General features: G+C 66.7%; 11 protein-coding genes. 6 read left to right on the forward strand and 5 right to left on the reverse strand.

Annotated features, from left to right (window positions below; all coding sequences use genetic code 11):
* Positions 1 to 5: 5 nt before the first annotated feature.
* Positions 6 to 1,352 (forward strand): ABC transporter ATP-binding protein, encoded by a 1,347-nt coding sequence (locus tag O1Q03_RS19860; protein WP_269505593.1) that lies wholly within the window; start codon positions 6 to 8, stop codon positions 1,350 to 1,352.
* Between the two features lie 30 nt (positions 1,353 to 1,382).
* Here the strand turns inward: O1Q03_RS19860 and O1Q03_RS19865 are convergent, their stop codons facing one another.
* Positions 1,383 to 2,261, reverse strand: a complete 879-nt coding sequence (locus O1Q03_RS19865) for a MurR/RpiR family transcriptional regulator (RefSeq protein ID WP_269505594.1) — start codon at positions 2,259 to 2,261, stop codon at positions 1,383 to 1,385.
* A gap of 376 nt (positions 2,262 to 2,637) precedes the next feature.
* On the opposite strand from O1Q03_RS19865, the gene ggt reads away from it, so the two are divergent.
* Entirely contained in the window at positions 2,638 to 4,389 is a 1,752-nt protein-coding gene (ggt, locus tag O1Q03_RS19870; protein WP_269505596.1) for a gamma-glutamyltransferase, read from the forward strand.
* Positions 4,390 to 4,675: 286 nt separating this feature from the next.
* Complete coding sequence (locus O1Q03_RS19875; RefSeq protein ID WP_269505598.1) at positions 4,676 to 6,004, forward strand: dicarboxylate/amino acid:cation symporter; 1,329 nt, start codon at positions 4,676 to 4,678, stop codon at positions 6,002 to 6,004.
* Here the strand turns inward: O1Q03_RS19875 and O1Q03_RS19880 are convergent.
* Positions 6,001 to 6,417 (reverse strand): DUF3331 domain-containing protein, encoded by a 417-nt coding sequence (locus tag O1Q03_RS19880; RefSeq protein ID WP_269505599.1) that lies wholly within the window; start codon positions 6,415 to 6,417, stop codon positions 6,001 to 6,003. The genes O1Q03_RS19875 and O1Q03_RS19880 overlap by 4 nt on opposite strands.
* 44 nt (positions 6,418 to 6,461) lie before the next feature.
* Positions 6,462 to 7,763, reverse strand: a complete 1,302-nt coding sequence (locus tag O1Q03_RS19885) for an NAD(P)/FAD-dependent oxidoreductase (protein ID WP_269505601.1) — start codon at positions 7,761 to 7,763, stop codon at positions 6,462 to 6,464.
* 149 nt (positions 7,764 to 7,912) lie between these two features.
* Here O1Q03_RS19885 and O1Q03_RS19890 point away from each other — a divergent pair, with 149 nt between their 5' ends.
* The gene (locus O1Q03_RS19890; protein WP_269505602.1) at positions 7,913 to 8,566 is read left to right on the forward strand and encodes a TetR/AcrR family transcriptional regulator; all 654 of its coding nucleotides are present in this window, start codon (positions 7,913 to 7,915) and stop codon (positions 8,564 to 8,566) included.
* 10 nt (positions 8,567 to 8,576) lie between these two features.
* On the opposite strand, the gene O1Q03_RS19895 is transcribed toward O1Q03_RS19890, so the two are convergent.
* Positions 8,577 to 9,500 carry a LysR family transcriptional regulator gene (locus O1Q03_RS19895; protein WP_269505603.1) on the reverse strand — a complete coding sequence of 308 codons (924 nt, stop codon included), beginning with the start codon at positions 9,498 to 9,500 and terminating at the stop codon, positions 8,577 to 8,579.
* 322 nt (positions 9,501 to 9,822) lie between these two features.
* Between O1Q03_RS19895 and O1Q03_RS19900 the strand changes: the two genes are divergently transcribed.
* On the forward strand, positions 9,823 to 10,590 hold the full coding sequence (locus O1Q03_RS19900; RefSeq protein WP_269505604.1) for an SDR family NAD(P)-dependent oxidoreductase: 768 nt from the start codon (positions 9,823 to 9,825) through the stop codon (positions 10,588 to 10,590).
* Positions 10,591 to 10,623: 33 nt separating this feature from the next.
* Here the strand turns inward: O1Q03_RS19900 and soxR are convergent, their stop codons facing one another.
* A complete protein-coding gene (soxR, locus tag O1Q03_RS19905; RefSeq protein ID WP_269505605.1) occupies positions 10,624 to 11,100 on the reverse strand; it encodes a redox-sensitive transcriptional activator SoxR in 477 nt (158 codons plus the stop codon).
* 80 nt (positions 11,101 to 11,180) lie between these two features.
* On the opposite strand from soxR, the gene O1Q03_RS19910 reads away from it, so the two are divergent.
* Positions 11,181 to 12,395, forward strand: a complete 1,215-nt coding sequence (locus O1Q03_RS19910; protein ID WP_269505606.1) for an efflux RND transporter periplasmic adaptor subunit — start codon at positions 11,181 to 11,183, stop codon at positions 12,393 to 12,395.
* Positions 12,396 to 12,397 lie beyond the last annotated feature (2 nt).

Consider the following 12,397-nt stretch of genomic DNA (forward strand, 5'->3'; position numbering starts at 1 on the left):
GCGCGATGCAAAATTCGACCGTAATCACCGCCCCCGCCTCGACGTCCCAGCCGCTCCAGCCGCCGCGTCTCGGTGAAGAAATTCTGCGCGTCGAGCACGTGAACCGCGGCTTCAACAAGTCGCAGGGCGAACTGCTCGTGCTCGACGATGCGAACCTGTCGCTGCGCGAAGGCGAGATCGTCGGGCTGCTCGGCCGTTCCGGGTCCGGCAAGTCCACGCTGTTGCGCATCATCGCCGGTCTGATCGAGCCGACGGGCGGTGATGTGACCTATCTCGGCAAGCCGCTGAACGGCCCGGCCGAAGGCGTCGCGATGGTGTTCCAGACTTTCGCGCTGTTCCCGTGGCTGACCGTGCTGCAGAACGTGGAAGCCGGGCTGGAAGCGCTCGGCGTCGGCGCCCGCGAGCGGCGCGAACGCGCGCTCGCCGCGATCGACCTGATCGGTCTCGACGGTTTCGAGAACGCGTATCCGCGCGAGCTGTCGGGCGGGATGCGCCAGCGCGTGGGCTTCGCGCGCGCGCTCGTCGTCGATCCGACGATCCTGCTGATGGACGAGCCGTTCTCCGCGCTCGACGTGCTGACCGCCGAAACGCTGCGTACCGATCTGCTGGACCTGTGGACGCAAGGCCGGATGCCGATCAAGTCGGTGTTGATCGTCACGCACAACATCGAGGAAGCGGTGTTCATGTGCGATCGCATCCTCGTGCTGTCGTCGAACCCGGGCCGCGTGATCGCCGAGATCAAGGTGCCGTTCAAGCATCCGCGCAACCGGCTGGATCCCGATTTCCGCAAGCTGGTCGACGACATCTACGCGAAAATGACCGCACGCCAGACCGGCGAGGCGACGAAGAAGGGGCTGGAGCTTGGCAGCTGGCTGCCGCAGGTGTCGACCAACCTGATGGCCGGCCTGATCGAGACGCTCGCGATGGCGCCGTACCACGGCCGCGCGGACATGCCGGAAATCGCGCGCACGCTGCATCTGGAAGTGGACGACCTGTTCCCGATCGCGGAAGTGCTGCAGTACCTCGGCTTCGCGGACGTGCGTGAAGGCGACGTGTACCTGACGCCGCCCGCACGCGTGTTTGCGGAATTCGGCACGCAGGAGCGCAAGCTGATGTTCGCGGATCACCTGCTGAAACATGTGCCGCTTGCTGCGCGGATCCGCAAGGTGCTGAACGAGCGCCCGGGCCATCGCGCGCCGCGCGTGCGTTTCGAGCAGGAGCTGGAGGATTTCCTGTCCGACGAAGCGGCGGAGGAAACGCTCGATGCGGTGATCGACTGGGGCCGTTACGGCGAAGTCTTCTCGTACAACGACAAGACCGAAGTGTTCAGCCTCGAGGATGTCGAGAGTTGACCCCTGCGCCCGAATGGCGTCTACCGGCCGTCATTCGGGCAAATCCCGCCGATTCGTATCGTGCTCGATGCCGCCGGTATTGAGCCGCTCGATCTTCTCCATCCGCTGCCGCGCGAGTTCCGGAAGCTGATTCGTCACGCCGATCACCAACGCTTCGGCGAGCGCCAGCGCCGGCACATTCGTCTGCAGCATCGCGAACGGCCGCCCGAGGATCCGCAACACGATCTCCGCGAACGCGCTGATCGGCGAGCGCCATTCGTCGGTGATCAGCAGCACCCGCGCGCCGAGCGCATGCGCGGCCTGCGCGAACCGGATGCTGTCCTTCTGATAGCGGCGGAAATCGAAAATGACCAGCACGTCGCCGGGCCCCATGTCGGCCAGCGAGACGGACGACAGATTCACGTTCGGCTCGACGTACTGCACGTGCGGCCGCGTATAGGCGAGCATGAACGAGAACAGCGACGCGAGCGGCGCCGTATAGCGCCCGCCGCCGCAGAAAACTCTCACGTCCGGATCGGCCAGCACCGCCACCGCTGCGTCGAATGCGGCCGCGTCGAGCCCTTCGATCGTGGTCGCGAGCGATTCGGACAGCCGCTGGAAAATCGCCGCATGGCTGTCGCGCATGCCCGTTTCCGAGTGGAACGCATCCATCCGCGCGAGCGGCGAGTTCATCGCGGTGTCGATCTCGTCGTGCAGCGCCTGCTGGAACGACGAGTAATTCGGAAAGCCGATCCGGACGACGAAGCGGAACACGGTCGGGTCGCTGACTTCCGCCTGCTTCGCAAACTGCGCGATCGGGCCCAGTCCGAGACTGGGATAGCGATCCAGCAGCGCCTGCGCGACCTTCTGTTCCGACGGCGTGAAGCTATCCATCTGGGATAACAGCAACGCCCTGATGCTCGTCTCCATCCGCACTCCGGCTCTCTATCTGAATTGAATGAATTGAACGACCAGACGGCAGGCACGCGCCTGCCGGCAACTGCACGCATGTTAGCCGATAGACGTGCGGCAGGCCGCGTCCGCTCCGAAAGTAGAGGGACGCATCACGGGACTAGCGGGTCTGTTCATATATGTAATAAATCAAACATTCGTCAGCGGGGCGTCGACACGTTGTCGCTCGAAATTCAGTGATTACCCTAGTTTTTGACGCAAAAAAGCGAGTGTTATGATCGCGGCCTCGTTGAAATGTATTGTTCATTACATGTTGGATGGGCAGCGTCGACATGCAGCTGCGCGCCGCCGCATCCCGGCATGGCCTGGCTTATTCGTTCTGGAGGATTCCGTCATGAGGCGGCTCGTAGTACTCACCCTGTTGTCGGCAATGAGCGTGTGCGCGTTCGCCGCGTCGGACCCGGCGGTCGAAGCGAAGAACGGCATGGTCGTATCGTCGCAGCACTTCGCGTCGCAGATCGGCGTCGACATCCTGAAGGCGGGCGGCAACGCGGTGGACGCGGCGGTGGCCGTCGGCTATGCGCAGGCCGTGACCAACTCGTGCTGCGGCAACATCGGCGGCGGCGGTTTCATGACGATCCACCTGGCCGACGGCCGCGATCGCTTCATCAATTTCCGCGAGACCGCGCCGGCCGCGGCGTCCGCGAACATGTATCTCGATGCGTCGGGCAACGTCATCCCGGACCAGAGCCTGTACGGCTATCGCGCGGTCGGCGTGCCGGGCACGGTGGCCGGCCTCGATCTCGCGCAGCGCAAATACGGGAAGCTGACGCGCCGGCAGGTGATGGCGCCGGCGATCCGGCTCGCGCGCGACGGCTTCGTGCTGACGCGCGGCGATACCGACATCCTCGACACGACGGTCGAGCGCTTCAGGAAGGATCCGGAAGCCGCGCGCATCTTCCTGCGCCCGGACGGCACCGCGCTGCAGCCGGGCGACCGCCTGGTGCAGAAGGATCTGGCGCGCACGCTCGAGCGCATCGCGGAGCACGGGCCCGACGCGTTCTATCACGGCGAGATCCCGAAGATCGTCGAGGCGGCGGCCAAGCGCGGCGGCGGCGTGATCACGGCGGCCGATTTCGCGTCCTATCGTGCGCAGGACATGGCGCCGCTGACGTGCACGTATCGCGGCTACGAGTTCGTGTCGGCGCCGCCGCCGAGTTCGGGCGGCGTGACGATGTGCGAGACGCTGAATATCCTCGAAGGGTATGACCTGCGCAAGCTCGGCTACCACTCGGCCGCGGCGGTCCACTACATGACCGAGGCGATGCGCCATGCGTACGAAGACCGCAACACGCTGCTCGGCGATCCGGACTTCATCGACAACCCGATCGCGAAGCTGACGAGCAAGGAATACGCGGCACAGATCCGCAAGAGCATCCATGCCGATACCGCGACGCCGTCGGTCGACGTGCAGCCGGGCGTCGGCGTGCACGAGAAGCCGGAAACGACGCATTACTCGATCGTCGACCACGACGGCAACGCGGTGTCGACGACCTATACGGTCAACGGCCGCTTCGGCGCGGTGGTGATCGCGCCGGGCACGGGTTTCTTCCTGAACGACGAGATGGACGACTTCACCGTGAAGGTCGGCGCGCAGAACCTGTTCGGCCTCGTGCAGGGCACGCGCAACTCGATCGCGCCGGGCAAGCGTCCGCTGTCGTCGATGGCGCCGACCATCGTGAAGAAGGACGGCAAGGTCTTCATGGTGGTCGGCTCGCCGGGCGGCTCGCGCATCATTACGATCACGCTGCAGACCGTGCTGAACGTGATCGACTACGGGATGACGCCGCAGGATGCGGTCGCCGCGCCGCGCATCCATCACCAGTGGCTGCCCGACGCGGTCTATTACGAAACCTACGGCCTGTCGCCCGACACGCTCGCGATCCTGCGCAACATGGGCTACAAGATGGTCGAGCAGACGCCGTGGGGCGCCGCCGAGCTGATCATGGTCGGCCTGCCGGGCACCGAGGCGGCGAGCCGCCAGAGTTCCGGGAACGATTCGTCCGTGTCCGGCAACGTGCGTGTCGGCTTCATCTACGGCTACAACGACCCGCGCCGTCCGGCCGGTTCGGCGATCGGGTACTGATCCCGGGCGCGCTCGAGCGCATCACGCTGAACGGCTGCAACCGGCGTCCGCCAGCGTGCGAACGCCGGGGGCAGCGGCAGCGCGTGCGTTCGCGGACTTTCGCAGTAACTTTCGCAAACGCAAACGCAAACGCAAACGCAAACGCAAACGCAAACGCAAACGCAAACGCAAACGCGGCGGTGGCCCGGCATGCCGGGCCCGACCGACCCGCCGCACGCGCGCCGCGGCACGGCAGCGGCGCGCGTCCTTCGTCCTTCAATTCCTGCACCGTGCATCGAATTCCGCTATGAACAAACGAATTTCCGCAGCAGTCTGGATCCTGCTCGCGATGGCGGCCGGCATCCTGATCGGCTACCTGATCTACACGCAGTTTCCGGACAAGCAGTCGGCCGCCGAGATCGCCGGCTACATCTCGCTCGTGTCCGACGTGTTCCTGCGGCTGATCAAGATGGTGATCGGCCCGCTCGTCTTCTCGACGCTCGTCGTCGGTATCGCGCACATGGGCGATGCGTCGTCGGTGGGGCGCGTGTTCGTGAAGGCGCTCGGCTGGTTCGTTACCGCGTCGCTGATCTCGCTGCTGCTCGGGCTGCTGATGGCGAACCTGCTGCGGCCCGGCGAGAACCTCGGCCTGCCGCTGCCCGACATCGGCGCGTCCGCGCATCTCGCGACGTCGAAGTTCACGCTGAAGGATTTCGTCGGCCACATGGTGCCGAAATCGTTCGCCGAGGCGATGGCGAACAACGAAATCCTGCAGATCGTCGTGTTCTCGATGTTCTTCGGCGTCGCGCTGTCGGCGCTCGGCGATCGTGGCAAGATTCTCGTCGCCGCGATCGACCAGCTCGCGCACGTGATGCTGAAGATCACCGGCTACGTGATGAAGCTCGCGCCGCTCGCGGTGCTGGCGGCAATGGCGTCGACGGTTGCGATCAACGGGCTGTCGATCCTGCTGAAGTTCGCGGTGTTCATGGGCGACTTCTACGTGAGCCTGTTCCTGCTGTGGAGCACGCTCGTCGCCGCCGGCCTGCTGTTCCTCGGCCGCCGCGTGTTCAAGCTGCTCGCGCTGATCAAGGAAGCGTTCATGCTGTCGTTCGCGACCGCGAGCTCCGAAGCCGCGTACCCGAAGATCCTCGACGCGCTCGACCGTTTCGGCGTGCGGCGCAAGATCTCGAGCTTCGTGATGCCGATGGGCTATTCGTTCAACCTCGACGGCTCGATGATGTACTGCACGTTCGCGTCGCTGTTCATCGCGCAGGCATACGATATCCACCTGTCGCTCGGCACGCAGATCACGATGCTGCTGATCCTGATGCTGACGTCGAAGGGGATGGCCGGCGTGCCGCGCGCATCGCTCGTCGTGATCGCGGCGACGCTGCACCAGTTCGACATTCCGGAAGCCGGGCTGCTGCTGATCCTCGGCGTCGATACCTTCCTCGACATGGGGCGCTCGGCCACTAATGCGGTGGGCAACTCGATCGCGAGCGCGGTGGTCGCGAAGTGGGAGGGCGAACTGATGTCGGAATCCGAGGCCGCGGCGCATGCCGCGCATCTCGACGCCGAACTGGAACGGCAAGGCAACGACGCAGCCTATGGCGCCGGACGGGCGACGCCGGTCTAGGCGCACGCCTGGACGGCGCACGCGTCGTCGATGCACGCGTCGTCGATGCACGCCGCGAGCACCATCGCCGCGGCATTGCCCGGCGCCGAGCCGAGCAGCTGCGGTGCGTAGACGCTGTCGCCGGGCAGGATCGGCCGCCCCGACAGCGCGCAGACGCCGCGCTTGCGCGTGGTGAACAACCGCCACTTCTGATAGCCGTAATGGCCGGTGCACGCGTCGCGCCACGAAATCATCACGGTGTCGGCCGTCGGCCGTTCGAGCACGCTGATGGTCGGCTTGCTCGTCGGGGCCCACGACGGCAACCGATCGCGCGTGATACTGCGCCGCCGCGCGCCGCCCCACGAAACGGGGGGCATGTCGAAGCTGCCGATCGCGGCAACGGTCATGAGCCAGGGCGCTGCACTGTCGTTCATGTCTGTTTTCCTCGAAACGTTACGCGATGCCGCGACGCGCGGCATCACGACAGGCGGATACGCGGCTGCACGCAGCCGTTGATCCGTTCGGCGATCCACAGCAACGTCGCCTTGGAGAATCCGTGCAGCGCCTGCTGGTGCCGCCGGTACAGCATCAGGTGGCTGAACTGCGCGAATCGCCCCTGGATGAAGCCGCCGCGAAAGAATCCGAATTGCCCGAGCGTGCCGAACGCGTCGTAGTCGCTGATCGACACGAGCGCGCCGAAATCGTGGAACGCGAATGGCGGCATCGGCTTGCCGTCGAGCCACGCGGGCAGGTGCTTCGCGAGATGCGCGGCCTGTTGCGTCGCGACCTGCGCGGTCGGCGGCAGCGGCCGTTCCTGGCCGTCGAGCTGCAGGCTCGCGCAATCGCCGATCGCGAACACGTGGTCGTCGGCCGTGGCCTGCAGCGTGGGCTGCACCAGGACCTGGTTCGCGCGATTCGTGTCGAGCCCGCCGAGCGCCTGCATGAAATCGGGTGCCTTCACACCCGCTGCCCACACCATCAGATCCACTTCGGCATACGAACCGTTGCCGTAGTGGAAGCCGTTTGCATCGGCCGCCGTCACGCGGGTCGACGTCAGCACACGAAAGCCGATCTGCTCGAGCCGCCGCTGCGCGGACGCGGAAATCTTCGGCGGAAACGCGGCAAGGATGCGCGGGCCGCTTTCGAGCAGCGTAAGCTGCAACCGCTCGCGCACCGTCGCATCGCCGTACGCCTGCGCCACTTCGAGCAGGCGGCTCAGCTCTGCCGCCAGCTCCACGCCGGTTGCGCCCGCGCCGACGATCGCGACGCGAAACGGCTCGTCGCGCGCGATGCTGCGGACCACCCGCATCCGCAGCGCTTCGTTGAAGGTTTCGGCCTGCTGCTGGCTGTCGATGAAGTAGCAGTGCTCGCGCACGCCCGGCACGCCGAAATCGTTCGCCTGGCTGCCGAGCGCGAGGATCAGCACGTCGTATTCGATCTCGCGTGCGTCGACCACGAGCTCGCCGTCCCGCGAGCGAATCTCGCCGAGCTGCACGCAGCGGCGCGCGCGATCGAGCCCCTTCACTTCGCCGGGCTGGTACGTATAGCCGTGATCGCGTGCATGCGCAAGGAAGATGACCTGCTGTTGCTGCACGTCGCGCGTGCCGGCCGCGATCGTATGCAGCATCGGCTTCCAGACGTGGGTCGGGCTGCGATCGACGACGGTGATTTGCGCGCGGCCGGAGCGGCCGAGGCGTTCGCCGAGGCGGGTTGCGAGCTGCAATCCGGCGATGCCGCCGCCGACGATCACGATGCGAGTAGCGCGAGTAGGGGTTGTCATGGATAAATCATCATGTGATGAATAAGCTATGATCCTAGCGCCTCTCGACTTCGCGTGTCAACGCGAGCGTGGCAGGCAACCCGCGTGCGAGCATGCAAAAGCGGGGCTTGAACACAGGTATTCGATTTATTCAACGGGAGAAGAAAAACGTGGCTGAAGTCACTGAGCGCGCGCCAGCGAAGCGGCGTACGCGCGGGCGGCCGCTGGCGGACGCGTCCGTCGGTCCGGACGTGATATTGCGGGCCGCGCGCCGCACGTTCGCGAAGCGCGGCTACGATGCGACGAGCGTGCGTGAAGTCGCGCGCGAGCTGGGCATCGACGCCGCGCTGATCGCGCACCATTTCGGCACGAAGGAAACGTTGTGGCTGGCCGTTGTCGAGCAGATCGCCGAGCTTGCTCAGCCGCAGTTCGACGCGTTGCGCGCGTTGCGCACGTCGTCATTGCCGCATCGCGAGCGCGTGCGGCGCGCGATCGAGCTGTGCGTCGATCACGAATTCAAGGAGCCGGACATCGGCATGTTCTTTTCGACGGCGGCGACCGAGGAGGGCGCTCGGCTTGACTGCCTGCAGCAGCGGATCGTGCGCCCGTATCACGACGCGATGTTTCCGTTGCTGGCGGAGGCCGTCGAGGCCGGCGAGATTCGCCCGGTCGATCCGACTGTGCTGTTCTTCATGATCGCGAGCGCGGTCGGCACGACGGTGTCGTACAGCCACATGATGCTGGAGTTCACGTCGCTGCCCACGCGGCAGGATGCGTTCCGCCAGGCCGTGCTCGACGTCGCGCTCAGCATCCTGCGCGCCTGAGCGCTGCGCGTCACTCGCGCACTCTCGTCGCCGCGACGAGCCCCAGCGTGTCGACCGCCCGCCGCGCGCTCTCGCGCAGCGCATCGACGAGTGGCGACCGCATCCGGTACGCGATTGCGAGTTCGTACGCGAGCGGGCTGCCCGCGCCCGTCAGTTCGCAGAACGTAATGCCTTGCGGCTGCATCGGCACGAACAGCCGCGGCATCAGCGCGACGCCGATGCCGCCCGCGACGAGCCCGGCCGTCGTCTGCATCTGGCGCGGCTGCTGAACCACGCGCGGCGCGAAGCCGGCCTGCGCGCAGGCGGTCACGATCAGCGCATGCATGCCGGGCCCGTGATGCGCGGCGAACAGCACCCACGGCTCGTCCGCCAGCTCGGCCAGCGCGATGCGGCGGCGGTGCGCGAGCCGGTGGCCGTCGGGCAATGCGGCGACCATCCGGTCGCGCAGCAGCGGCTCGACGTGCACGTCGCCGGCATCGGCGACCGGCAGCACGACGAGGCCGACGTCCGTGCGGTCCTGCCGCAGCGCGAGCAGCTGCTCGGCGGTCGTGCCTTCTTCCAGCTGGAAATCGACGTCCGGATGCCGTTCCTGGAACGCGCGCAGCATCAGCGGCAGCAGCGCGTTGACCGTGCTGTCGACGAACCGCAGCCGCAGCGTGCCGCCGAGGCCGGCGCCGGCGCGCCGCGCAACGGCCACCGCGCGCTCGGCCTGCTCGATCGCGCGCCGCGCTTCGAGCAAGAATGCGTCGCCGGCCGGCGTGAGCGCCGCGCCGCGGTTGTCGCGTTCGAGCAGTGTGACGCCCAGCTCGTCCTCGAGCTTGCGGATCGCGGCGCTCAGCGGCGGCTGCGCCATGTGCAGGCGCGCGGCGGCGCGCCGGAAGCTCCGCGTTTCGGCGACGACAATGAATTGCCGGAACTGGCGCAGATCGATCATGCGATACCTTTGGTGTATCAGTAGGTCACCGAATTCGTATTTTACCTATCGCAGTTCGTTGTACAGACTGCCAATGTCACCAATCGTTAACATTCGACGAAAGGAGGGCAGGGGATGACAGGCCGCGAACGGTGATCGTCATGGGCAGGCTGAGCGCGATCGGCTTCGTGACAATGTCACCAACCGTCAACGCTCGACGCAAGAGGGCAGATCATGACAGGCAGCGAACGGCAACGAACGGTCACCGCCGCGGGCGGGTCAGCGCGATCGGCTTCGCGACAATGTCACCAACCGTGAACACTCGAGGAAAGGAGGGCAGCACATGACAGGCAGCGAACGGCAACGCACGGCGATCGTCACGGGCGGCTCGAGCGGGATCGGCTTCGCGATCGCGAGCAGGCTGGTGGAAGACGGATATCGCGTCGCGATCGTCGGGCGCGACGCAGGAAGACTGGATGCCGCCGTCGCGCGGCTCGGCGACGCGGCGAGCGGACACGCGGCCGACCTGCGCAGGCGGCAGGACGCGACGGCGGCCGTCGCCGCGATCGTCGCGCAATGGCCGCGCATCGACGTGCTGGTCAACAACGCCGGGCTGACGGGGCGCGTCGCCGCGGACACGGACGCGGCCGATGCCGAAACCGAAACCGTGCGGGACGCCGTGCTCGACGCAAACCTGAAAAGCGCGTTCATCGCGACGATGGCCGTGTTGCCGCACCTGGCCGACCGCGCCGCGCGGATCATCAACATCGGGTCGATCGCGGCGCGAGCCGGCAGTTTGCTGCCGGGCGGCCTCGCGTATGCGGCGGCGAAAGCGGGCATCGAAGGGTTCACCGTCGCGCTCGCGCGCGAGCTCGGGCCGCGCGGCGTCACGGTCAATACGGTCGCGCCCGGTTATATCGCCGATACGCGCTTGTTCGGCGATGCGGGCGTCGCACCGGCCATTGCAGCGACGATCCGCGAGCAGACGCCGGTTGGTCGTGCCGGGCACGCGGACGATGTCGCGGATGCGGTCGCGTGGCTCGCCGGGCCGCGCGCGTCGTTCGTCACCGGCGCGACCATTGCGGTGAACGGCGGCTGGCGGGTGGGATGACACGGCAGGCCGGCGCCGCGCCGGCCGTCTGCGTCAGTCGAGATCGGGCGGCGCATCGCCGAGCCAGCGCCGTGCGCCGGGCCCGTTGCGGCCCGCGCGATCCTCGGGATTGGTCAGCTTGCAGCGCTTCAGCGACAGGCAGCCGCAGCCGATGCATTCGTCGAGATTGATGTAGAGCCGCTGCAACTCCTCGATCCGGCTTGCGACGCGCTGCTTCCAGCCGCGCGACAGCCGCTGCCAGTCCTTGTTGGTCGGCGCGGCATCTTCCGGCAGGCTCACGAGCTGTTCGGCGATCTCGTCGAGCGAATAGCCGATCTTCTGCGCGAACACGATGAACGCGATCAGCCGCAGCACCGTGCGCGAATAGTGGCGATGGCTCGAACCGTTGCGATGCGACTTGATGAGCCCGCGCGTCTCGTAGAAGCGCAGCGTCGACGCCGGTACGCCGCTGCGCGCGGCCACTTCGCGGATCGACATCAGCGGCCATTTCGGTGTTTCGTCGATACCCATGATGCCCTCCGGGAAAGCTTGACTTCAAGTTAACTTCAACTTTTATGCTGCGCGACAGTTTAACCCGTCGCGAGGCACCCATGCTCTCCTTAACCCTACGCAGGACGTCGCCTCTGGGTGCGGCCTGCGCTCTGCTGCTGGCGTTGTCGGGCTGTCACGACGGCAAAGACGCATCGTCGGCCCATCCCCTTCCGGAAGTCGGGGTGACCACCGTTGCGCCGCGCACGATCCGTCTCGCGGACGAATTCAACGGACGCGTCGAAGCGGTCGATGCGGTCGAATTGCGACCGCGCGTGAGCGGCTACCTGCAGCGTGTCGCGTACAAGGAGGGCGACCTCGTTGCGCAGGGTACCGTGCTGTTCCAGATCGACCCGCGTCCATACCGGATCGCGCTCGACCGCGCGAATGCGCAGCAGCAGCGCGCACGCGCGACCGCGAGCCTCGCGAACGTGCAGCTCAAGCGCGTGCAGACGCTGATCGATGCGCATGCAACGTCCCGGGAAGAGTTCGACAACGCGCGTGCGACCGCCGAGCAGGCGCGTGCCGAGTTGCAGGCGGCCGACACGGCCGTCGCCGACGCAAAGCTCAATCTCGGTTTCACCGAAGTACGCGCACCGATCGCGGGCCGTGTCGGCCGCGCGATTGCAACCGCCGGCAATCTCGCACGCGCCGACGACACGCTGTTGACCACCGTCGTATCGCAGGACCCGGTCTACGTGTATTTCGACTGCGACGAGCAGAGCTACCTGCGCTACAACGCGCGGCGTGCCGATCCGAAGCATCGCGCGATCGGCGCCGATCCGGTCCGTGTGGGCCTGGCGAACGAGACGGGGTTTCCGCACGCGGGCACCGTCGACTTCCTCGACAACCAGCTCGATCCGCAAACCGGTACGATCCGCGCGCGCGTGCGGCTGTCGAATGCGGATCATACGTTCACGCCGGGCCTCTATGCGCGCGTGCAGCTCGTCAGCGGTCGCGATCAGGATGCGCTGCTCGTCGACGACAAGGCCGTGCTCACCGACCAGGATCGCAAGTACGTGTACGTGATCGGCGCCGGCGACAAGGCGCTGCGCCGCGACGTGACGATCGGGCGCGCGCTCGACGGCGAGCGGATCGTCGAGAAGGGGCTGCAGTCGGGCGACCGCGTCGTCGTCGACGGCGTGCAGCGGATCTACTATCCGGGCGCGCAGGTGAAGCCGAAGGCGCTACCCGCGCATGCGGATGCGGGCACCAGCACTCGCAGCGGCACCGGCACGCAGGCCTTGGCCGACGCCGGCGCGCCGGCCGCGCAATGACG

The sequence above is a fragment of the Burkholderia sp. IMCC1007 genome, from assembly GCF_027257875.1.
Taxonomy (GTDB): Bacteria; Pseudomonadota; Gammaproteobacteria; order Burkholderiales; family Burkholderiaceae; genus Burkholderia.

What these genes read in the sequence shown, in the direction of transcription:
- O1Q03_RS19860 (WP_269505593.1), top strand. Translation starts at nt 6, where the DNA reads ATGCAAAATTCGACCGTAATCACCGCCCCCGCCTCGACGTCCCAGCCG.
- O1Q03_RS19865 (WP_269505594.1), bottom strand. Translation starts at nt 2,261, where the DNA reads ATGGAGACGAGCATCAGGGCGTTGCTGTTATCCCAGATGGATAGCTTC.
- ggt (WP_269505596.1), top strand. Translation starts at nt 2,638, where the DNA reads ATGAGGCGGCTCGTAGTACTCACCCTGTTGTCGGCAATGAGCGTGTGC.
- O1Q03_RS19875 (WP_269505598.1), top strand. Translation starts at nt 4,676, where the DNA reads ATGAACAAACGAATTTCCGCAGCAGTCTGGATCCTGCTCGCGATGGCG.
- O1Q03_RS19880 (WP_269505599.1), bottom strand. Translation starts at nt 6,417, where the DNA reads ATGAACGACAGTGCAGCGCCCTGGCTCATGACCGTTGCCGCGATCGGC.
- O1Q03_RS19885 (WP_269505601.1), bottom strand. Translation starts at nt 7,763, where the DNA reads ATGACAACCCCTACTCGCGCTACTCGCATCGTGATCGTCGGCGGCGGC.
- O1Q03_RS19895 (WP_269505603.1), bottom strand. Translation starts at nt 9,500, where the DNA reads ATGATCGATCTGCGCCAGTTCCGGCAATTCATTGTCGTCGCCGAAACG.
- O1Q03_RS19900 (WP_269505604.1), top strand. Translation starts at nt 9,823, where the DNA reads ATGACAGGCAGCGAACGGCAACGCACGGCGATCGTCACGGGCGGCTCG.
- soxR (WP_269505605.1), bottom strand. Translation starts at nt 11,100, where the DNA reads ATGGGTATCGACGAAACACCGAAATGGCCGCTGATGTCGATCCGCGAA.
- O1Q03_RS19910 (WP_269505606.1), top strand. Translation starts at nt 11,181, where the DNA reads ATGCTCTCCTTAACCCTACGCAGGACGTCGCCTCTGGGTGCGGCCTGC.